Source organism: Castellaniella sp., assembly GCF_034675845.1.
Taxonomy (GTDB): Bacteria; Pseudomonadota; Gammaproteobacteria; order Burkholderiales; family Burkholderiaceae_B; genus Castellaniella.
Genome location: NZ_JAUCCU010000001.1, coordinates 276109 through 298099, shown reverse-complemented (window position 1 = coordinate 298099; position 21991 = coordinate 276109). Strand labels below are relative to the sequence as shown.

At 61.7% G+C, this 21991-nt stretch carries 18 protein-coding genes; 3 read left to right on the top strand and 15 right to left on the bottom strand.

Annotated elements, in window-relative coordinates; all coding sequences use genetic code 11:
- The 7 genes from VDP81_RS01480 to VDP81_RS01450 all read right to left on the bottom strand — a co-directional run bounded on the left by VDP81_RS01480 (position 1) and on the right by VDP81_RS01450 (position 8671).
- Positions 1–903, bottom strand: coding sequence for a branched-chain amino acid ABC transporter permease (locus VDP81_RS01480; protein ID WP_322994759.1), 903 nt, complete (start codon positions 901–903; stop codon positions 1–3).
- Positions 904–1109: 206 nt separating this feature from the next.
- On the bottom strand, positions 1110–2270 hold the full coding sequence (locus tag VDP81_RS01475) for a branched-chain amino acid ABC transporter substrate-binding protein (protein WP_322994760.1): 1161 nt from the start codon (positions 2268–2270) through the stop codon (positions 1110–1112).
- 289 nt (positions 2271–2559) lie between these two features.
- Positions 2560–3027 (bottom strand): dUTP diphosphatase, encoded by a 468-nt coding sequence (dut, locus tag VDP81_RS01470; RefSeq protein ID WP_322994761.1) that lies wholly within the window; start codon positions 3025–3027, stop codon positions 2560–2562.
- Between the two features lie 62 nt (positions 3028–3089).
- Positions 3090–4283: a bifunctional phosphopantothenoylcysteine decarboxylase/phosphopantothenate--cysteine ligase CoaBC gene (gene coaBC / locus VDP81_RS01465; protein ID WP_323011331.1), complete on the bottom strand. Its 1194-nt coding sequence runs from the start codon at positions 4281–4283 to the stop codon at positions 3090–3092.
- 12 nt (positions 4284–4295) lie between these two features.
- Positions 4296–4883 carry a signal peptidase II gene (gene lspA / locus VDP81_RS01460; protein WP_322994762.1) on the bottom strand — a complete coding sequence of 196 codons (588 nt, stop codon included), beginning with the start codon at positions 4881–4883 and terminating at the stop codon, positions 4296–4298.
- Positions 4876–7716: an isoleucine--tRNA ligase gene (ileS, locus tag VDP81_RS01455; RefSeq protein WP_323011330.1), complete on the bottom strand. Its 2841-nt coding sequence runs from the start codon at positions 7714–7716 to the stop codon at positions 4876–4878. The genes lspA and ileS overlap by 8 nt, the downstream gene beginning before the upstream one ends.
- Positions 7706–8671 (bottom strand): bifunctional riboflavin kinase/FAD synthetase, encoded by a 966-nt coding sequence (locus tag VDP81_RS01450; protein ID WP_322994764.1) that lies wholly within the window; start codon positions 8669–8671, stop codon positions 7706–7708. Before VDP81_RS01450 ends, ileS begins: the two co-directional genes overlap by 11 nt.
- A gap of 91 nt (positions 8672–8762) precedes the next feature.
- On the opposite strand from VDP81_RS01450, the gene purN reads away from it, so the two are divergent.
- From purN to VDP81_RS01435, 3 genes are all read left to right on the top strand, one after another.
- Positions 8763–9455, top strand: a complete 693-nt coding sequence (gene purN, locus VDP81_RS01445) for a phosphoribosylglycinamide formyltransferase (protein WP_322994765.1) — start codon at positions 8763–8765, stop codon at positions 9453–9455.
- A 178-nt stretch (positions 9456–9633) separates the two neighbouring features.
- Positions 9634–10905, top strand: a complete 1272-nt coding sequence (locus VDP81_RS01440) for an RsmB/NOP family class I SAM-dependent RNA methyltransferase (protein WP_323012378.1) — start codon at positions 9634–9636, stop codon at positions 10903–10905.
- A gap of 122 nt (positions 10906–11027) precedes the next feature.
- Positions 11028–13337: a UvrD-helicase domain-containing protein gene (locus tag VDP81_RS01435; RefSeq protein ID WP_322994766.1), complete on the top strand. Its 2310-nt coding sequence runs from the start codon at positions 11028–11030 to the stop codon at positions 13335–13337.
- 5 nt (positions 13338–13342) lie between these two features.
- On the opposite strand, the gene VDP81_RS01430 is transcribed toward VDP81_RS01435, so the two are convergent.
- From VDP81_RS01430 to dapE, 8 genes are all read right to left on the bottom strand, one after another.
- A complete protein-coding gene (locus tag VDP81_RS01430) occupies positions 13343–14119 on the bottom strand; it encodes an ABC transporter permease (protein WP_323011329.1) in 777 nt (258 codons plus the stop codon).
- Positions 14119–15345, bottom strand: a complete 1227-nt coding sequence (locus VDP81_RS01425; RefSeq protein WP_323011328.1) for an ABC transporter substrate-binding protein — start codon at positions 15343–15345, stop codon at positions 14119–14121. The genes VDP81_RS01430 and VDP81_RS01425 overlap by 1 nt, the downstream gene beginning before the upstream one ends.
- Entirely contained in the window at positions 15342–16160 is an 819-nt protein-coding gene (locus tag VDP81_RS01420) for an ABC transporter ATP-binding protein (protein WP_322994769.1), read from the bottom strand. Before VDP81_RS01420 ends, VDP81_RS01425 begins: the two co-directional genes overlap by 4 nt.
- A gap of 3 nt (positions 16161–16163) precedes the next feature.
- A complete protein-coding gene (locus tag VDP81_RS01415; RefSeq protein ID WP_322994770.1) occupies positions 16164–17267 on the bottom strand; it encodes an acyl-CoA dehydrogenase family protein in 1104 nt (367 codons plus the stop codon).
- Between the two features lie 15 nt (positions 17268–17282).
- The gene (locus tag VDP81_RS01410; RefSeq protein WP_322994771.1) at positions 17283–17825 is read right to left on the bottom strand and encodes a carboxymuconolactone decarboxylase family protein; all 543 of its coding nucleotides are present in this window, start codon (positions 17823–17825) and stop codon (positions 17283–17285) included.
- A gap of 160 nt (positions 17826–17985) precedes the next feature.
- The gene (locus VDP81_RS01405) at positions 17986–19896 is read right to left on the bottom strand and encodes an ABC-F family ATP-binding cassette domain-containing protein (protein WP_323011327.1); all 1911 of its coding nucleotides are present in this window, start codon (positions 19894–19896) and stop codon (positions 17986–17988) included.
- Positions 19893–20789 carry a 50S ribosomal protein L3 N(5)-glutamine methyltransferase gene (gene prmB / locus VDP81_RS01400; RefSeq protein WP_322994773.1) on the bottom strand — a complete coding sequence of 299 codons (897 nt, stop codon included), beginning with the start codon at positions 20787–20789 and terminating at the stop codon, positions 19893–19895. Before prmB ends, VDP81_RS01405 begins: the two co-directional genes overlap by 4 nt.
- Positions 20790–20841: 52 nt before the next feature.
- A complete protein-coding gene (dapE, locus tag VDP81_RS01395; protein WP_323011326.1) occupies positions 20842–21990 on the bottom strand; it encodes a succinyl-diaminopimelate desuccinylase in 1149 nt (382 codons plus the stop codon).
- Position 21991: the final 1 nt, after the last annotated feature.

Here is a 21991-nt window from a genome sequence, read left to right as displayed (position 1 = left end):
TTAGACCTTTTCTGCGACACGTTCGCCCAGCAGTCCGGATGGACGGACCAGCAGGATGGCAATCAGCAGGCTGAAGGTGATGGCGTCCTGCCAGGAACTGGAGATATAGCCGGCGGCAAAGGCATTGAACAGCCCCAGCAACAGCCCGCCCAGCATGGCGCCGGGGATATTGCCGATGCCACCGATGATGGCGGCGATGAAGGCGTTAAGCCCATAGGACCAGCCCATGGTGAAGAATACCTGGCGATAGTAGAGGCCGATGAACAGGCCACCAATGGCACCCAGCACCGGGCCGATCACAAAGACGGTGGCAATGACGCGATTGACATTGATGCCCATGAGGCGGGCGGCATCCTGGTCGATGGCCGATGCGCGGATGGCAGTGCCCAGGCGGGTGTGGTGCACAAAATAATACAGGGCGGCCATCAGCAGGAATGCGCAGACGATGATCAGCAGCTGCACGAAACTGAGGTAAGCGCCGCCGATTTCCCAGGTAATGTTGGGCAGCAGGTTGTTTGGGAATACCTGCACATTGGGCGACCAGATCAGCATGATGCCGTTCTGGATCAGCATGGAGGCGCCCAGCGCCGAGACCACAGCCGACAGGCGGTGTGCCTTGCGCAGCGGTTTATAGGCGAATTGGTCGAGCATAGTGCCGGCGATGGCGATGGCGATCATCGCGATGAGGAAAGCCAGAATGATCAAGACCGGAATGGACAGGCCGCCGAAAGCGCCTGATGTCAGGACCGTCAGGCCGATGAAGCCCCCTAGGATGCAGAGGTCACCGTGGGCGAAGTTGATCATTTTCAACACGCCATACACCATGGTGTAGCCTAGGGCGATCAGGGCGTAGATGCCGCCGACCGTGATCCCGTTGATGAATTGCTGGAGGATAAAGTCCATCGATCGGATTCCGAGGTGGTTCTGGGATGCCGTGATTAGCAGTGATTGTTTGGTACTAGCGGCAGTGGTACCGCAGGCTGCTGTCAAACGGGATACGGCAATCGTGCCGGAGGATTGGGCTTACCGTTGGTGTTGGTCAGCAGCTTGCCTCCGGTGTTCCGGGAGAAAGGGCTTGTAGCACCTGCCTCCCGGCTATCGATGTGGCTTTATTGGCGCGGATCGAGCTGACGTGGGTAGATGGTCTTGTAGCCACCATTGGCCTGGACTTCAAAGGCGGACATCAGACTGCCGATTCGTTCGCCTTTATCGTCCCAGGTAAACGGGCCGGTCAGACCGCCAAAAGGTTCCTTGAGGTTATGCAGCCAGGGAATGAGCTTGCTGGTATCCGTGGACTGCGTGTCCTGGATGGCAGCGATGACGGCGCGAAAACCATCGGCGTTGGTCAAGGTATAGATGCTGGGAGGAGGGGCGCCAAACTCTTTGGTGTAGTCTGCCAGGAATTGCTTGGCTGCGGGGTAGGGCAGGTTTTCTGGGGCCGGCACGTTGACGATGACGGCACCTGCTGCTGCGTCGCCGGCGATCTTGGCGAAGTTTTCATTTTGGTTGGCGTCGCCCCCGACGAAGACCGCATCCATGCCCAATTGCTTCATCTGGGCGCGGATCAGGCCACCATCCGTGTAATAGCCGGAGAAAAACAGCACGTCGGGTTTTTCGGATTTCAGTTTGGTCAGAACCGCGCTGTAGTCTTGCGTGCCTGCGTTGATGAAGTCCTCGGCGACGACATTGCCACCTTCTTTCTTGATGGCGTCGATTGTGGCCTTGGCCAGACCGGTGGCATAGCTGGAATGATCACTCAGCACGGCGATGCGCGGGTATTTTTTGATCTTGACGAAGTAGTTGGCGACGAATTCGGCTTCGTCGCTGTTGGGCGGCGCATTGCGGAAGAAGGTTTTCCAGCCTTTCTGGGTCAGCTCGTCGCTGGTGCCATCAGAAGTCTGGATGACGTTGGCGGCTGAATAGATAGGGGCGGCAGCCAGGGCAGCGCCGCTGGTGTAGGTGCCAATGACGGCGATGACGCCGTCATTCACCAATTTACGACCGCAGATGGCTGCCTGGGCGGCCTTGCCCTCGTCGTCGCAGACGATGACCTGGATCTGACGGCCCAGCAGGCCGCCGGCATCGTTGTGCTGTTTGGCAATCAAGCGTACGCCGTTTTCAATGCCTTGGCCCTCGGCGGCGTATTCGCCGGTAATGGGGGCCTGGACGCCGATCTTGATGGGGCCATCCGCAGCAACCGCAGTGCCCATGCCCAACAGGGCCACGGATATAGCGGCAGAAAGCGTGGAAATTTTTGTCAGCCTGCTCATGTCTGGATTCTCCTTTGCATGGACCCGGATGGAGCCATATATTAATAATATATTAAGAGCGCGTGTGTGACACCATAAGGGTCTTCCCGAAGATACGATAGAGGGCTTCGGTCAGGAGATGTCATGAGGCTGCTCGGGTAAACAGTCTTTGAACTTGGTCTGGCAGGCTGGCGATAGGATCAGCACAAAGGTGCAACCAAAAAACCAGAGCAAGAACGCATTAAAGTTTAACCATCCAATAGCATGGGTACAACCAGGGGTTTTACTAATACGGCTGAGCGGTGTGTGCTTAGTGGCTGCCGGTGCTGCCGAATCCGCCAGCGCCGCGCTCGCTGGTGGTGTCGAACTGATCCACCAGGTGCAGGCCTACCTGGACGACGGGCTGAAACATCAGTTGCGCAATGCGTTCTCCGGGCTGGATTTCGTAGGCTTGGGTGCTGTCGTTGGTCAGCAGGACTTTGATCTCGCCATGGTAATCGGCGTCGATGACACCAATGCCTTGCGCGACCCGGATGCCGTGCTTGAGTGACAGCCCCGAGCGCGAGGCAACAATGGCAACCAGGCTGGGGTCCATCATATTGATGGCCAGGCCTGTGGGGACTGGCAGGCGTTCGCCGGGCTGCAGTGTGTGGGGCGCGGACAGGCAGGCGCGCAGGTCCATGGCGGCCGAGCCGCTGGTGGCGTATTCGGGCAGAGGAATGGCATCGGTGCCCAGCAAAGGGTTGACGATGCGGGCCTGGATAAGTCGTCGGTGCATGATGTGAATAGAAAATTGAAAAGATGAAGGCAGTCTGTTGGAGAGAGTGAGTCCGGGTGGATTCAGGGGCAATGACTGGCGATCCAGTGAATGAGCTGGCGGGCGGCCTGTAATTTAGGGAGCCGGGGCAGGGGATGGGCGCCGTGGGCGTCGAAGATGATGAGTTCGGTGTCGGCGGCGTCCATGCTTTTTTGGGCCAGGTTGCCGATGATGACCGGGATGTTCTTGCGCTGTCGCTTGGCCTGCGCATGGGTATGCAGATTCTCGGTTTCGGCGGCAAAGCCCACGCACCAGGGGCCTTGGGGCAAGGCGGCTACCTCGGCCAGAATATCCGGGTTCTGTACAAAATCCAGAATGGGCGGCTGTCCACCCGGTTGTTTTTTGAGTTTGCTGGTCGATGGGTTGCGAATGCCCCAGTCGGCCACCGCAGCCACGGCGATGAAAATGTCTGCTTGAGCAGCCAGCGGCAGCACGGCGGCGTGCATGTCGTGGGCCGTCAGCACGTCGAGGCGGGTGACTTGATCCGGGCAGGCCAGGGCGGTGGGACCGGAAACCAGGGTGACCTGAGCGCCGGCCTCGGCGGCTGCGCGCGCCAGCGCATAGCCCATGCGACCTGAAGATCGGTTGGTCAGCACGCGCACCGGGTCTATGGTTTCGCTGGTCGGACCAGCCGTCAGCAGGATGCGCTTTCCAGCCAGGGTTTTCGGCTGGAAAAAAGCGATCAGGGTGCGCAGTATCTGATCGGGTTCCATCATGCGGCCAGACCCGGTTTCGCCGCAGGCCTGATTGCCTTCGGCGGGGCCGATCAGGGTGACGCCATCGGCGCGCAATTGGGCGGCATTGCGTTGGGTCGCGGGGTGGGTCCACATTTCGTGGTTCATTGCGGGGGCCACCAGTAGGGGAACCGCCCCTCGGGCGACGCACAGCGTGGCCAGCAGGTCGTCGGCCAGCCCGTGGGCGAGTTTGGCCATGAAATCCGTACTGGCAGGCACAATCAGGATGGCATCGGCCCCACGGCTGAGGTTGATGTGGGCCATGCGATTGTCCATGCGGCTGTCCCAGGCGTCTTCCCAGACGGGGCGGCCGGACAGCGCCTGCATGGTGGCAGGGGTGATAAAGCCAGTGGCGGCGGCAGTCATGACCACGTCCACGGTGGCGCCTTCGTCTTGCAGGCGGCGCAGCAGCTCGGCGGATTTATAGCAGGCGATGCCGCCGGTCAGCCCCAGGATAATGCGTTTTCCAAAGAGATCCGGCATGGTGGTGTCGTCCTATGGATGGCGGGTACGGCGGCTGCGCAGGATTTCATCCAAAATCAGCAGCACAGCCCCGCAGGTGATGGCGATATCGGCCACGTTAAAGGCTGGAAAATACCAGTCGCGCCAGTAAAACAGCAGAAAATCCACCACATGGCCGTGCAGCAGGCGGTCCAGCGCATTGCCTAGCGCCCCGCCCAGGATACAAGCCAGGGATGCACCCAACAATCGTTGGCCTGCCTGGGTGTATAGCCAGCGCAGAATCACCAGCGAGACTACCCCGGCGATGCCGGTAAACAGCCAGCGCTGGGTGCCGTCACCATCCGCCAAAAAGCTGAATGCCGCGCCGGTGTTGTACAGCAAGGTCAGGTCAAAGACCGGCAGCACGGGGATACGCTGAGCATAAGTAAGGCTGTCCAGCACCCAGGCCTTGGTGGCCTGGTCCAGCAGGATCAGCAGGCTGGCGATCAGCAGCCAGCCTCCCAGGGAACGCAGCCGCTGTCGGCGGGTCAGCCCGGAGCTGGGCTGGACCGCCAAGGCAGATGGTGTAACCGGCCCCAGGTCCCGCTTGGCGGATTGCGGCGGCTGAGACGGCTCAGGCATGATGACGGGTTTCGCCTGCGCCAAACAGGTTCTCGACGCAGCGTCCGCAGAGTTCGGGGTGCTGGGCGTCGTGGCCGACATCGGCCCGGTGGTGCCAGCAGCGCCCACACTTTTCATGGGTGCTGGCGTGCACCTGGATGCGGGTGGCGCCCTCGGTGGTATGAATATCGGCACGCGAGACCAGCATGACGAAGCGCAAGTCGTCGCCCAGGCCCTGCAGGAGGACCAGATCGTCGCCGCTTGCGTGATAATCGATCTCAGCCGCCAGGGACGAACCGATTTCGCCCCGGGAGCGCACGGCCTCGATTTCGCGCATGGTCTCGGCGCGGATTTCACGCAAGCGCGTCCAACGTCCAACCAGAGACGCTGCGCCTGCTGGTGCGGGAATGACGTGAAACAGCTCGGTGAAGATCGTGGGCGAGTCGGGATTGCCACCCAAGTCGGCCCAGGCCTCTTCAACCGTGAAGGACAGAATCGGGGCTAAAAGCTTGAGCAGGGCGTGGGTAATATGGTGCAGCGCGGTCTGGGCGGAGCGCCGCGCCAGGCTGTTGGTGCCGGCGGTATACAGACGATCCTTAAGAATATCCAGGTAGAAAGCACCCAGGTCTTCAGAGCAGAAAATCTGCAGCCGGGCCACGGCGGTATGAAATTCATAGCGTTCATAGGCTGCCAGGATTTCAGCCTGCATGTCCGCTGTCATCTGCAGGGCGTATTGGTCGATTTCCAATAGCTGATCCGGGGCGATGGCATCGGTGGCGGGGTTGAAATCGGCCAGGTTGCCCAGCAGGAACTTCAGGGTGTTGCGCATGCGCCGGTAGGATTCGACCACGCGATCCAGGATTTGCTTGGAAATCGAGAGCTCACCCGAGTAATCGGTGGCGGCAGTCCACAGGCGCAGGATTTCCGCCCCCAGCGAATTTGAGATTTCCTGGGGAAAGACGACATTACCGACGGACTTGCTCATTTTCTTGCCCTGGCCATCGACCACGAAACCGTGGGTCAGCAGCGCCTTGTAGGGCGGGCGGCCATAGAGCATGCAGCCGGTCAGCAAAGACGAGTGGAACCAGCCCCGGTGCTGATCCGAGCCCTCCAGGTAAAGATCGGCAGGCCAGGCCAGTTGCTGGGCATGTGAACCTTTCAGGCTGTGATCCTGTCCCCCCAGCACGGTGGCGTGGGTGGTGCCGGAATCAAACCAGACGTCCAGCGTATCGCGGTTTTTTTCATAGAGATCAGCTTCGTCGCCCAGCAGGTCGCGCGGTTCCAGGGTTTGCCAGGCCTCGATGCCGTCGCGCTCGACGCGTTGGGCGATTTCGTCCAGCAACTGAGGGGTGCGTGGGTGCAGCGCGCCGGTTTCCTTGTGCACGAAGAACGCCATGGGTACGCCCCATTGGCGTTGACGCGAGAGCGTCCAGTCAGGACGATTGGCGATCATGGCATGCAGGCGGGCGCGCCCCCAGGCCGGGTAGAAGGTGGTGTCGTCCACGCCCTTCAAGGCCATTTCTCGCAGGGTGGGGCCACTGGCGGGCTGGACGTCCATGCCGGCGAACCACTGGCTGGTGGCGCGGTAGATGATGGGCGTCTTGTGACGCCAGCAATGCATGTAGCTGTGTGCGTGAGATTCTGTGTCCAGCAGGGCGCCTGCTTCGCGCAGAGCTTCGACGATGAGAGGGTTGGCCTTCCAGATCAACTGGCCGCCAAACAACGGCAGGCTGTCGGCGTAGTGGCCATTGCCCATGACGGGGTTGATGATGTCGGCATCGTGCATGCCGTGGGCTTTGCAGGAGATAAAATCCTCGACCCCGTAGGCAGGGGCCGAGTGCACGATGCCGGTGCCGGAATCCAGCGTGACGTAATCACCCAGGTAAACAGGGGACACGCGCTGGTAGCCGGGGTGTGCCTGATACAGCGGGTGGCGGAATGCCAAGCCATCCAGGGCCAGACCTGGGGCGCGGGCGATGATTTCACCAGCCAGGCCCCAGCGCTGCAGGCAGGCCTCGACGAGTTCGGTGGCGATGATCAGCAACGGACCGGTGGCGCGTGGCTGGGCCAGGCGCACCAGCGCGTATTCGTGGTCCGGGTGCAGGTTCAGAGCCTGGTTGGCGGGGATGGTCCAAGGGGTGGTGGTCCAGATGACGATCGCACCGTCGTCGACTTGACCGGTCAGGCCAAAGGCCTGGGCAATCGCTGCGCGGTCTTCAAAGCCGAAGGCGACATCGACCGAGGGGTCTTTGCGGTCGGCGTACTCGACTTCGGCCTCGGCCAGCGCCGAGCCGCAGTCGAAACACCAGTTCACGGGCTTCAGTCCGCGGAAGACAAAGCCTTTTTCCATGATGCGTGCCAACGCCCGAAGTTCGTCGGCCTCGTTGTGCGGGTTCATCGTCAGATAGGGGTTGTCCCATTCGGCCAGCACGCCCAGGCGCTTGAAGTCAGTGCGCTGGCGTTCGATTTGCTCGGCGGCGTAGGCGCGGGCCTTGGATTGAACTTCGGCCACCGGCAGGTGCTTGCCGAATTTTTTCTCGATCTGGATCTCGATCGGCATGCCGTGGCAGTCCCATCCCGGCACATATTGGGCGTCAAAACCAGCCATGTCGCGGCTCTTGACGATGATGTCCTTGAGAATCTTATTGACGGCGTGGCCAATATGGATATCGCCGTTGGCATAGGGCGGGCCATCGTGCAGGATGAATTTGGGCCGTCCGGCTGCGGCCGCCCGAATCGCCTCGTAGATTTTCTTTTCTTCCCAGTCGGCAATCCAGCCGGGTTCGCGTTTGGCCAGGTTGCCCCGCATCGGAAAGGCGGAGTCGGGAAGATTCAGGGTGTCTCTATAGTCCATGGGAGGCGAAATAGTCGCGAGCGCCTAGCACGTCCTGTTGGATGGCGGCGATCAGGGTGGTTAAATCTGGAAAGGATTCCTCGTCGCGCAAAAAACGGAGGAATTCGACGCATACCAGTTTACCGTAGGCGTCGATCTGCTGATCCAGTAGATGGGTTTCAAGCAATAAGGGACCATCACGGGTGACGGTGGGGCGCACCCCCAGGCTGGCCACGCCGGGTAGAGGGCGGTCGGCTAGGCCATGCACCTGCACAATGTAAATGCCTGAGCGGGCGGCGCAAGGGGCGGGCACCCGCAGGTTAAGGGTGGGAAAGCCCAGGTCGCGGCCCAGCTTTTGCCCGTGGATCACGTGACCGGATATCCGAAAGGGCGCGCCCAGCAGCGTGCGGCTGTGGTCCAGGTTTCCGACTGCCAGGGCCGTGCGCAGGGCCGAGCTGGAGATGCGCTGGCCCTGGCTGTCGTGGATGTCATCCAGGGTCTGGACGGTGAAGCCGTGCTGGCGCCCCATATGGCGCAGCAGGTCGATGTCGCCGCTGCGCTTATGGCCATAGCGGAAGTCCTGACCCACCAACAGCCAGCGGGTATTCAGGCCTTCGACCAGCAACTGGCGGATGAAGTCCTCGGCGCTCATGTCGGCCAAAGCCTGGTCAAAGCGCTGAATAATGATCTGACGCATGCCCTGGGCCGCCAGCAGGGCGACTTTGTCGCGCAGGCTGCTGATCTGGGTGGGGATGAGTTCGGTACGCCCCCCGCGGCGGGCGAAAAAAGCGCGTGGATGCGGGGAAAAAGTCATCACGCTGGGTTCCAGCCCGTGGGCTTGGGCGTGTTCGCGCACTTGGGCGAGGATGGCCTGATGACCCAGATGCACACCGTCAAAATTACCGATGGTCAGGGCGCTGGCGGCACGGGTATCGCGTCTGGGCAGCGTGCGATAGAGGCTGAGGGCTGGTTTCACGTGGGAGAGTTTACAATTAAAGGTTCGGGGTGCTTCGAAGCGCGGGCTTGAGGGCACCCTTATCTATGATTTTATGTCGGAGAGCAAACGCATGGAGCATACCGCCGAACGGCCACTGCGGGTGGCCATCCTGATTTCGGGCCGAGGCTCGAACATGCAGGCTCTGGTGCAGGCGGTGGCAGCAGAATCCCTGCCGGTGGATATTTGCACCGTGCTGTCCAATCGGGCGGACGCCGCCGGGATTGCCTGGGCGCGGGACCAGGGACTGCAGACTGCTGTCCTGGAACACCGGGATTTTCCCAGCCGCGATGCCTTTGATGCGGCTTTGCTGGCCCAGTTGGATGCCTTGTCGCCAGATTATATTTTGTTGGCCGGATTCATGCGGGTGCTGGGAACGCAGTTTGTGCGTCATTTTGGTGATCGCATCATCAATATCCATCCGTCGCTGTTGCCGGCCTTTACGGGTTTGCATACCCATCAGCAGGCGCTGGCCCAGGGGGTGCAATGGCATGGTTGCACCGTGCACTTTATTACCCCGGTACTGGATCAGGGGCCTATCATTGCCCAAGGCGCGATTCCGGTTGAACGCGACGACACGCCCGACACGTTGGCTGCGCGCTTGTTGCCGGTGGAACATCAGGTTTTTGTACAGACGCTGCGCTGGCTGGCACAGGGGCGCGTGTTATTGCAGGACGATGGCCGGGTGCAGGTAATCGGTGCATCCCATCGTGCCTGGGCCGGCACATCACTTATTCAGTCACAGGAACCGCATGAGCAAGCATGACACATCAGGCGCTGCGCGCCGACAATCCAGCGGTGGCCGTCGGCCCCGCCCACAGGATAGCCGGGAAGGAGCTCGTGGGGGCCGCCCGGATACCCGGCGTCCGGACCAGGGCGCCAGCGCCTATTCACCAGCCCGGCCTTATGTGATGGCTACCGCCCGCATCGAGCAGGTCCGTCAGGTGCTGGGTGAAGTCTTGCAGTGGCAATATCCGGCCGATGCTGTGTTGTCGCATTGGTTTCGCGCCCATAAAAATGCCGGGCTGCGGGATCGTGGTGAAATTGCCGAGGCCGTATTCGACGTATTGCGCCATTTGCGCCGTTATCGTCAGTTTGCCGAGAGCGGGCAGGGCGCGGCGACACGGCGTCTGGCCATTCTGGGCTTGGCATCGGTGTGGTCGCGCGACATCTTGGACACTGGTCTGGAGGAGCACGAGAAGCCTTGGCTGGATCATGTCCAGGCTTTCGACCTGAGCAATTTATCGCCTGCCGTGCGCCACAGCGTACCCGAATGGCTGGAGTCTCAGCTGATGGCCTTGCCGGATGCCGAGGCCCTACTGCGGGCCTTGAATCAGCCTGCGCCGCTGGATTTACGGATCAATCCTTTCAAAACCGATCGGGATACCGTGCTGCAGGCCTGGGCCCAGGGGCCAGAGTCTAAATGGCCGGCTCAACCGACGCCTTATTCACCCTGGGGGATGCGTATCCAGGGGCGTCCACCGATTAACCGCTGGCGCAGTTTCGAGCGTGGCGAAATCGAGGTGCAGGATGAGGGCAGCCAGTTGCTGGCCGCTCTGGTGGGGCCGAAACGCGGCGAAATGGTGATTGATTATTGTGCCGGGGCAGGTGGCAAGACCTTGCTGCTGGGTGCCTTGATGCGCTCCACCGGGCGCTTATATGCCTTTGATGTGTCGGCTGCCCGCCTGGCACGCGCCAAGCCGCGCTTTGCCCGCAGCGGCCTGTCCAACATCGTGCCTGTGGTGATTGCCGACAAAAACGACCAGCGCGTCAAACGCTTGCGCGGCAAGGCCCACCGGGTGCTGGTCGATGCCCCGTGCAGTGGCTTGGGCACCTTGCGCCGCAATCCAGACCTGAAATGGCGCCAGCACGCCGAGACCCTGGCGCAGTTGCTGGTGACGCAGGCGGCCATCCTGGAAGATGCAGCGGCATGTGTACGCCCAGGCGGACGGCTGGTGTATGCCAGTTGCAGCTTGCTGCCGCAGGAAAACGAGCAGCAAGTACAGGCCTTCTTGGAAAAGCACCCAGACTTTGTGCTGCTGGATGCCAGCACCGTGTTGGCGGATCGGGGTATCCAGTTGCCGCTGGATGGCCCTATGCTGCAGTTGCGCCCGGATGTACACGGCACAGATGGTTTTTTTGCGGCGGTCATGCAGCGCAACAAACCGGATGTCACAGAACCAGGCGACACCGAGGATGAGCCCGCCCCCGAATAGCGGCTGCGCAGCGTGTGCTTTAGCCGTTTGCCAGCGGCGTTGCGGGGCATGGGCGGCCTCGCAAATCAGTGTGGCCTACACTAAGGGCCTCTCAGTAATCCTCGATGACGAATTGATTTTGCATGATAGACGGCCTTAACGAACAACAGCGTGCAGCCGTGACGCTGCCTGCCCAACACGCGCTGGTCCTGGCAGGGGCGGGCAGCGGTAAAACGCGGGTGCTGACCACGCGCATGGCCTGGTTGATTCAGACGGCGCACATCAGCCCTTTTGGGCTGCTGGCGGTTACCTTCACCAATAAGGCCGCGCGCGAAATGCTGTCGCGTCTGTCAGCCTTGCTGCCCATCAATACGCGGGGCATGTGGGTGGGTACGTTCCATGGCCTGTGCAATCGGCTGTTGCGGGCCCATTATCGGGATGCGGGTCTGCCGCAAACCTTCCAGATATTGGATAGTGCGGACCAGCTCTCGGCCATCAAGCGCATGCTGAAATCCCATGGGGTGGACACTGAGCGCTATCCGGCCCGCGATGTGCAGCGCATGATCAATGCGGCCAAGGAAGACGGACTGCGACCCAAAGACATGGATGTCAGCGACGGTCGGGCGCGGCAATTGGCGGATTTATATCAGCGTTACCAGGATCAGTGCGAGCGCGAGGGCGTGGTGGATTTTGGCGAGCTGTTGCTGCGCGCCTACGAATTGCTGCTGCGCGAAGCGCCGATCCGCGAACATTATCAGCGCCGTTTTCAGCATATCCTGGTGGATGAGTTCCAGGACACCAACGTCTTGCAGTATCGCTGGTTGATGCTGCTGGCCGGCAGCCACTCACCCGTCTTTGCGGTGGGGGACGATGATCAGTCCATCTATGCGTTCCGGGGGGCAAATGTCGGCAATATGGCGGATTTTGAACGCCGCCATGCGCATGGCAATGTGATCCGCCTGGAACAAAACTATCGTTCGCATGGGCATATTCTGGATGCCGCCAATGCCTTGATTGCGCATAACAGCAATCGCCTGGGCAAAAATCTCTGGACCGAGGCGGACGCGGGCGAGCCTTTGCGCGTGGTAGAGCAGGCCTCGGATCAGTTGGAAGCCCAGTGGTTGGTGGACGAAATTCGCAGCTTATTGCGCGAGGGCCGTGCGCCGCATCAGGTGGCGATTTTGTATCGCAGCAATGCGCAGTCGCGCTCTATCGAGCATGCCTTGTTTTCGGCCCGCGTGCCTTATCGGGTGTATGGCGGCCAGCGGTTTTTCGAGCGCCAGGAAATCAAGCACGTCCTGGCGTATCTGCGTCTGATCGATAATCCACATGACGATACATCCTGGATGCGTGTGGTGAATTTTCCGACCCGGGGAATTGGGGCGCGTACGCTGGAACAATTATCGGATGCTGCCCGGCAATATGACACCAGTCTGGCCGGTGCCTTGGCTTATGTCTCGGGCAAGGGCGGCAGTAGTCTGGCTCGTTTCGCCACATTGATTCGCGAGATGGCCGCGTCTGCCCAGGCACTGGATTTGCCGGAACTCATTGGCCATGTGGTGCACCACAGCGGCCTGGAAGCCCATTATCGGGCGGATCGCGAGGGTCAGGAGCGACTGGAAAACCTCCAGGAACTGGTCAATGCGGCTGCTGCCTTTGTGGCGGAAGCAGGTCTGCAGGGGCTGGTGGCCGGGCGCATCCCGCCGGCCGTCGGCATCGAGCCCATCGATGTGCCGTTCCTCGACCCGCAAGATCAGGCCCAGGCACTGCTGGAATCCCCCGCCGTGATGTCGCCGCTGGGGGCGTTTCTCAGTCACGCTTCGCTAGAGGCGGGCGATAACCAGGCCCAGGCGGGCGAGGAGGCCGTGCAATTGATGACGGTGCATGCGGCTAAAGGCCTGGAATTCGATGTGGTCTTCATCACCGGCCTTGAAGAAGGTTTGTTTCCGCATGAAAACAGCCTGCTGGATGCCGGAGGACTGGAAGAAGAACGCCGCCTGATGTACGTGGCCATTACCCGGGCGCGCGATCGTTTGACGCTGACCCTGGCGCAAAGCCGCATGCTGCATGGCCAGACGCGCTATGCCTTGCGCTCACGCTTTCTGGATGAAATCCCCGAAGAACATTTGAAGTGGATCACGCCGCGCCAACGTGCTGCCGTGCCGGATCAGCAGCCTGCCTGGCGCGGCGCCTTCCGGCGCGGAACGGGTGCCTGGCAGGACAATGCGGGCAGCAGTTTTGCACCCCGCACCCCGCGTACTCGCGCAGCGGACGTCACTGTGGGGGATCAATGCTTTCGCATGGGTGCTACCGTACGCCACAACCGTTTCGGCGAAGGCACCATTGTGGCGCTTAGCGGCAGCGGTGCTGATGCCCAGGCGCAGATCGAGTTCAGGGACGTAGGCACCAAGACGCTGGCCCTGGGCGTGGCCAAATTGGAAATCCTGGGCTAACAGCCCTACCGCCCCCGTCCCCAGCGCCGATGCAGTCGCTGGGCGGTGGTATCCAGTGCGAAGCCCAGGGCGCCGATCAAAATAATGACGGCCATCAGTTCGGAATAAGCCAGCCGGTCGCGCGTATCCAGAATGAAATACCCCAGGCCGGAACTGACCCCCAGCATTTCGCAGGGCACCAGGATGATCCAGACGATGCCGATAGCCAGGCGCAAGCCGGTCAGGATATGGCCTAAAGCCCCCGGAATGACGATTTTTAACAGAATCTCTGTGCGGGTGGCACTGAGACTGCGCGCCAGCAGCAGCCAGCGTGGGTCCAGCTGGCGCACGCCGGCGCTGGTGTTCAGAATAATCGGCCAGATCGCCGCGAAGCTGAGTAAGAAATAGATGGGGGCATCACCCACCCCGAACAACATGACGGCAATCGGCATCCAGGATAGTGGCGAGACCATGCGTAAAAACTGGAAAGCGCCGCTGGTGGCGGATTCCAGTGGCCGGGACAGGCCAATGGCCAGCCCCAAGGGGATGCCAAACAGCAAAGCCCAGAATAAGCCCACGGCGACCCGCTGCAAGCTGACCAGTGTGTGGGTGGTCAGTTGGTTGTCGGCAATCAGGTGTGCCAGGCTGGGCAGGGCCTGGCCGGGGGCAAACAAGCGTGCCATGGCCAGATCCTGACCCAGCAGGCCTATGCCTGCCGCCCACAAGAGCAGCAGGATCGCCAGCCCACCGGTGCTGAGTATCAGGCGGCGGCGTGAAGACAGGGGGGTGGGGCGGGCTCGCATCAGTTGACCTCGAAGGTTTCGGATCGGGTATAGCCACCGTCTATGCCAAAGGCCGCCAGGCCGCCCTGGGCGTCAATGGCCTTGCGCACATAACGCTCGTCCACCAGATCCCGAGCCACGAAGGCGGGGTCCAGATTTTGTAAAAAGGCGTTTTCGCCCATCACATAGGTGGATTTCAGCAATTCGACCAGTTTTTCGGTATAGCTGGGGTAGGGGTAGGGGCGAAAATCAATCCGTTGCTCTTGCCAGTCTGGGTGGCGGATCGCACCGCTTTGGGCATAAGCGGCATCGCGCTCGGCGGAGGGCAGCAGCACGCGCGCCAGGGTGGAGGCCTCGTGTGGGGTATAGGCAGCCGGATTGTTGCGTGCCAGGATATCCACGGTTTCCTCGCGGTGGCCGCGCACCCAGGCCTGGGCCTCCACAATGCCGTTGACGACCTTCTGCGACCATTCCGGGCGCTCTTGCAGATCGCGCTCGTGCATGGTGACCACGCAGCAGGCATGGTTGCGCCAGACGTCGCCGGTAAAGCGCCAGACTTTGCCGACGCCCAGTTCTTCAGCCTTGGCGTTGAAGGGTTCGGCCACAATGTAGCCTGCGATGCGCTTGCTGCCCAGCGCGGGCAGCATGTCGCCCGGTGACATGACCACCAGCTTCACCTGTTGCTTCGTGGGCTCGCCTTCGTTGATGAATTCCAGCCCGGCCTCGCGCAGCATGGCCTGCAGCACGATGTTGTGCACTGAGTACCAGAAAGGAATGGCGACGGTAGTGCCCCCCAGATCGGCTGCGGTATTGATTTCCGGCAAGACGGTCAGGCACGAGCCCTCGGTGTGGTTCCAGGCCACGACTTTGGCGGGGGATTGGCTGCCGTAGCGTGACCAGATCGTCATCGGCATCAGCAGGTGTACGACATTCACCTGACCGCTCAAGAAGGCTTCGACGATCTGAGCCCAGCTGCGAAACCGCCTGGGGGGTTCGACCTGCAGGCCTTGCTTTTCAAACAGGCCGTTGTGGTGTGCGATCAGTAGCGGTGTGGCGTCGGTAATGGGCAGATAGCCGATGCGCACGGGCGCATCTGGCTGGGCGGCGTGCGCCAGGCGACCTGCTTGCAGCAAGGGCAAGGCGCCGGCCGTGGTGAACAGAGCAGATAGCTTCAAGAACTGGCGCCGACGGGCCAGCGTGCTGTCTGGCGTGCCGCAGCACAGGTCCAGTGGTTTGTATCGTGTCATTGAGGTCTCGGTGATCTGGCGCCGCGCAGTGCCTGCAGTATTTGCACGCGCAAGCCGGTGAGTTCGGGGCTGGTTTCGTCCCGTGGGTGAGGCTGGGTGATTTCCCATTGACCGATCAGGCGGCCTGGCTGGCCGCCGATCAGCAAGATGTGATCGGCCAGCAGCAAGGCTTCGTCGATGTCGTGGGTGACCAAGAGTGCAGCAGCCCGGTGGCGGGCACGGATCTGCAACAATAAAGTCTGCATTTCGTGGCGGGTGACCTCGTCCAGTGCGCTGAATGGTTCGTCCAGCAGCAGGATTTCCGGCGCCCTGGCCAGAGTACGGGCCAGGGATGCGCGTTGGGCCATGCCGCCCGAGAGTTCATCGGGATAGCGTTGGCAGGCCGATTGCAGGCCGACCTCGCTGATGGCCTGGCGCACGCGCTGTTGGCGGGTATGGGCATCCTGTCGGGGCTGGTGGCGGAAATCCAGCCCGAAAGCCACGTTTTCTTCCAGGGTCAGCCAGGGCAGCAGGCTGGGGTCCTGAAAAACCATGCCCAGAGCGGGTGATGGTCCATTCAGGACTTGACCATGCAGGCGGATTTCACCGGCCTGAGCGGATTGCAGGCCGGCCAGCACGCGCAGCAGCGATGATTTTCCGACCCCGCTGGGGCCCAGCAGCGCAGTGATTTCCCCGGCTTGCAGGTCCAGGGAAAAATCGGCCAACACAGGCAGATTGTTCTGCTGTCCGGCCCGTCCGTATCCTAGGGAAAGATCGTGCACGCTGAGCACGCTGGGTGAGGCCTTGGGTAAAGGAGCAGTCGGGGCGACAGCCATGCTTTATGCCGCCTGACGTTGTTCTAGCGCATGGATTTCCTTGCGCAGGTGCTTCAGGGCCGGGGTGACGATGGCGACAAACAAGGCCTCGCGCAGGCGGCGTTGGGTGGGGCTGCTCATCAGATAACCTGCCGCCCCTGTATGCAGAGCGGCGGATTGGGTGGCGCGCAGACTGAGTTCGGACCCCAGCGCCCGGGCGCGCAATATGTCCAGCAAGGGAGCAGCGGCGCCCTGCAGGGCCAGCGACGTGGTCTGGGTTTGCAAGGCATGCAGATCGCGTGCCAGTTCGTCCGCCTGATCGTCCAGATAGCAGTTGACGTGTTCCAGGCGTTGGTTGCTGGCCTGGATGGTATCCAGGCTGGCTTGCACCAGACCCGCGCCCATGCCGATTTGCATCAGTAGAAAGCCGGGTTTGAAGCTTAGGATATAAGCGTCGAATTGGGCTGGTTCGGCCAGCACATCTTCCGAGGGGACATAAATGTTTTTCAGGCGCGCGCTGTAGGTGCCGCTGCCCTCCAGGCCGGAAAAGCTCGGGCAGGCGCGCAAGCTGTAGCCTTCGGTGTCTGGTGGGATTGCGAACATGAGGTAGCCGCCCTCATCCAGTGCGGCGGCGACGATCAGCAGATGACCAGGCCCCAGATTGGATACCCAGGGCAGCGCACCGTTGACGCGGTAGCCGCTGCCATCCCGGTGGGCGCGCAGGTTGATGCGCTCGATGCCGGCCAGATGCTTGACGGCATTCGACATGCCGGTGCCGGCCAGCAGCCGACCGCGTGCCACGTCGTGCAGATAACGCTGTTGGACGGCGGGGTTTTCGCTGCGTTGTAGATACCAGGCGCATGTCGCCTGGCACCAGGCCAGAAAGGCGGTGGATCCGCAGGTCCGGGCCACTCGGGCGATGATGTCGATCTGAGCAGGCAGATCCAGCCCCAGACCACCCGATTGGACGGGCAGGGCGGCGGAAAAGCCGCCCAAAGCACCCAGCGCCCGCAGGAAGTCTCCAGGGTATAAGCCCTGGTCGATGGCTTCCACCTGGGGCGCCAGGGTGTTGCGGATGATCTGTTCGATGCTGTCGTCTATATCGGCAGGCAGTGTGGCCAGTGTCATGACTATCCCCGGCGCTCAGGCGTAGGCCTGAAGTTCTGGATTGATGGGGGTGCGCGCCAGGTTATTGGCATAGTTGCACAGGGTTGCCAGGCTGACGCCCAGCACGACATCCAGGGCCTGGGCGTCGGTATAGCCCGCACCCCGCAGATTGTTCAGTGCATCGTCATCCACCTGGCCCCGATGTTCCAGCACCTGCAAGGTGAATGTGGCCAGTGCATTGTGCTTTGGGTCAGAGAGCGCCTGGGTGTTGCGCAGGGCATCGACGAGTTCTTGGGGCAGCTGCAGTTTCTTGGTGGCGAGCTTGGTGTGGCCGGCCACGCAAAAGCCGCAGCCGTTGTAGGTGGCAGCCGTGATCTGGACGATTTCCCGTTCGGTGGGGGTCAGGCTGTTGCGGCCATTGATCGCCCCCACGACTTGATAGGTTTCCAGTGCCGTCGGGGCGTTGGCCAGAACACCCAGCAGATTGGGCAAAAAGCCATTGGCTTTTTCTGCGGCGCGCAGGCGTTCCTGGGCGTCGGTGTGGGCGGATTCGATGGATTGAATGGGAAGGCGGCTCATGGCGGATCAGATGGACAAGGTTTAGACCTGTTCATTCTATGGAGCCGGGTTCTCATAGCAAACGACTATAAGAGAATTAAATTATTCAAATTTAGAATATAGACACGCCCGACAAGGCGCGTTGAGTTCTCGATAAGCCCGTGGCAGGAGCCATACGAGCTTATAAGGTTTCCAGTTCTGTCTGGATGTCCAGCCAGCTTTCCTCGTCGGTCTGCAAGGTTTTGCTGAGTTCGCCGTGTTCAGCCAGCAGGCCGGGACGGTCGTCCTTATGGGCATCGGTGTAAAAGGTCGGGTCGGCGATCAGGGCGTCCAGCTCGGCCAACCGGAGTTGGGCTTTGGCCATTTTCTCTTCGACTTTTTTCAGCTTGGTTTCCAGGGGTTTGCGGCGGACGGCCAATTCCTGGCGCGCCTGGGCTTGTTCGCGGCGCTGGGCCTTGCGGTCTTTATCCGGGGCGCTGGCGCTGCGGGCCGCCTGGTTTTGATGGGTCTGACGCTGCTGCAGCCAATCGCGATAATCTTCCAGGTCGCCATCGAAAGGCTGTATATGACCATCGGCCACGATCCAGAAGGTGTCCACGGTGGTGCGTAGCAGATGCCGGTCGTGGGAGACCAGCAGCACGCTGCCGGGGAATTCGGCCAGAGCCCGGGCCAGGGCCTCGCGGGTATCCACGTCCAGGTGATTGCTGGGTTCGTCCAGCAACAGCAGATTGGGTTTGCGCCAGACGATCAGCGCCAGGGCCAGACGCGCCTTTTCGCCGCCTGAAAAAGGGGCGACCGGTTGGCTGACCATGTCGCCGCCGAAGCCAAAACGGCCCAGCATATTGCGCAGTTCCTGTTCCCGCGTGTCGGGTGCGATGCGGGCAAAGTGCTGTAGCGGGCTGGCGTCCGGGTCCAGTACATCCAGCTGTTGCTGCGCAAAATAGCCGACTTCCAGGCCACGGGCAGGCTGAATCTGACCCGACAAGGGGGCGAGTTCCTGGGCCAGGGTCTTGACCAGGGTACTTTTGCCCGCACCGTTGACACCCAGAATGCCGATGCGGCTGCCGCCGCGCACCATCAGGTTGATATTGCTCAGAATGGTGCGGGTCGGGCCGTTGTCGCTGGCTGGATAGCCCAGTTCGGCATTTTCCAGGCGCAGCAGAACGTCGGGTGTTTGCAGCGGGTCGGGCAGGCGGATATCGATGCCGGATTCAGTCGCCAGCGGTGCCAGGGTTTGCATGCGCGCTAGCGCCTTGACCCGGCTTTGGGCTTGTTTGGCCTTGGAGGCCTTGGCCTTGAAGCGGTCGATAAAGGCCTGCAGGTGGGCCGTCTCGCGTGATTGCTTTTGGCGGGCCAACTGGTTCTGGCGCAGGCGTTCGGCGCGTTGTTCCAGGAAGTCTTCGTAGCCGCCTTTATAGCGGATCAGCTTGTCCTGCTCGAAATGCAGAATGGTCCGGGCGACGGCGTCCAGGAATTCAGTATCGTGGGAAATCAGCAGGACAGTACCGGGATAGCTGCCCAGCCAGCGTTCCAGCCACAGCATGGCATCCAGGTCCAGGTGGTTGGTGGGTTCATCCAGCAACAGCAGGTCGGATGGCGCCATCAAGGCGCGGGCCAGGGCGATACGCATTTGCCAGCCTCCGGAAAAGCTGGCCACAGGCCGCGTCCATTCGTCCGGGGCAAAGCCCAGCCCAGCCAGCAATTGCTCGGCGCGCGATGGCGCGCTCCAGGCCTCGGCTTCGACCAGGGCGGACTCCAGTTCGGCAATCTGCTGGCCTTCGTCCGGCCCCAGGGCCGCTCGGCGGACCTGCAGATCGCGTAGATGGCGATCACCGTCCATGACGAATTCGCGGGCGGCGCGGCCCGTGTCGTGCAGAATCTGTTCGACGCTGGCCAGACGCCACGCAGCCGGGATATCCAAGGTGCCGGCGTCGGGGTCGATCTGCCCTTGCAACAGAGCGAACAGGGAAGACTTGCCGGCGCCGTTTTTGCCGACAAAGCCCACCCGCTCGCCGGGGTGCACGACAAATTCGGCATCCTCCAGTAAGACCTTCACGCCGCGCCGCAGGGTCAGGCCATTCGCGCGGATCATGGGGTCAGCTGCGTGCGGCGCAGCAGCAAAATCTGGTCACTGGCAGTTTCAGTGCTGAGCCAGACAGGGTCCAGCATTGGAAAGGCGGCCTGAAAATGCGCTTGTTCGTGGCCGATCTCCAGGACCAGCAAACCGTCCGGTGCCATATGTGCAGGAGCATCGGCCAGAATCCGGCGCACCAGATCCATGCCGTCGTCGCCACCGGCCAGGGCCAGGCGGGGCTCGTGCCGATATTCCTCGGGCAGTTGGCCCATGGCCTGCGCATTGACGTAAGGCGGGTTGCAGATGATCAGGTCGTAGCAGCGGCCCGCCGGGATATTGGCGAGCAGGTCGCTGCGCAAGGCCTGAACCTGTCCTTGCAAGCCATGCAAGGCAATATTGGACTGGGCCACCCGTAGGGCTTCGGGCGACAGATCAACCGCGTCCACCTGGGCAGATTCAAAGGCCATGGCAGCCAGAATGGCCAGGCAGCCGGACCCTGTGCAGAGATCCAGCACCTGGGTGATGGCATCCGGGTCTTCGACCCAAGGGGCAAGCTGTTCGTTGAGCAGTTCGGCAATCGGCGAGCGCGGCACGATGACGTTTTCATCCACCAGAAAGCGCACGCCCTGCAACCAGGCTTCGCCGGTCAGGTAGGCGGCAGGCTTGCGGCTGTTCACACGCTCGTGGATGAGGTCGACGCAGCGCTGGCGTTCGCGTTCCAGCAACCGGGCGTCCAGAAAGGGCTCCAGCGTATCCAGCGGCAGGTGCAGGGTATGCAGCAGCAGATAGACGGCTTCGTCCCAGGCATTGTCGCTGCCGTGGCCAAACACCAGGTTGGCACCGTGAAAACGGGTGACGGCCCAGCGCAGCAGGTCGCGCAGGGTCAGAAGTTCAGTATGAGGAGAGGCCATGGTCAGATTCAATCAGGCGTGCTGTCTGGCGCTGGCCGACACCCTGGCGGCTTCAGGCGGGCGGGGCGTCGGGCAGCAATGTTTCCAGCACCCTGCGGTATATGTTTTTCAGAGGCACCAGGTTATCCAGAGGCAGGGATTCCCCAATCTGGTGGATGGTGCGGTTTAGCGGACCGAATTCAACGACCTGGGGGCACAGGCGGGCGATGAAGCGACCATCGGATGTGCCGCCGGTCGTGGACAGGGTCGCTTGTACGCCGGTCTCGTCGGCAATGGCAGATTGTAGCGCAGCGCACAAAGGACCCTGGGGGGTCAGAAAGGGTTCGCCGCTGAGGGTCCAGTGGATGTCGAATTCCAGCCCATGGCGCTGCAGAATCTGTTCGACCCTGGCTTGTAGCTCAGCCGGAGTGCTGGCCGTGGAAAAACGGAAATTGCAGTCCATCACGGCCTGGCCGGGGATGACATTGCCCACCCCGGTGCCCGCATGCAGATTGGATGTCTGGAATGTGGTGGGGGGGAAATAGGCATTGCCCTGGTCCCAGACCGTGGTGCTGAGTTCGGCCAGGGCGGGCGCCAACTGGTGCACAGGATTGCGGGCCAGATGCGGATAGGCCACATGACCCTGAATGCCGTACACCGTGATGCGGGCCGACAGCGAGCCGCGACGGCCGTTTTTGATGGTGTCGCCCAACTGTTGCGTGCTGGTGGGCTCGCCGACGATACAGTAGTCCGGGACTTCTGCGCGGGCCTGCAAAATGCGGCAGACATGCACCGTGCCATCCGTGGCGGGGCCTTCTTCGTCCGAGGTCAACAGCAGGGCGATGGAGCCCTGGTGCCGGGGGTGGGCGGCGATGAATTCCTCAGTCGCCACGACAAAGGCGGCAATCGAGGTTTTCATGTCGGCCGCGCCCCGGCCTACCAGTTGGCCGTTGTGCAGCGTGGGTTGAAATGGGGGGCTGGGCCAGTCGGATGCCGGGCCGGGCGGGACCACGTCGGTGTGACCGGCAAACACCAGCAAAGGGCCATCGGTGCCGCGCCGCGCCCAAAGATTGCTGACCTCTGCGCTGGGCAGGGATTCACAGTGGAAGTCCAGGTGCTGCAGGCGCTGGGCGATCAGCGCCTGGCAACCAGCGTCGTCCGGCGTGACGGACGCGCGGGCCATCAGGTCTAGGGTCAAGTTCAGGACGTCGTGGTCTGCCATA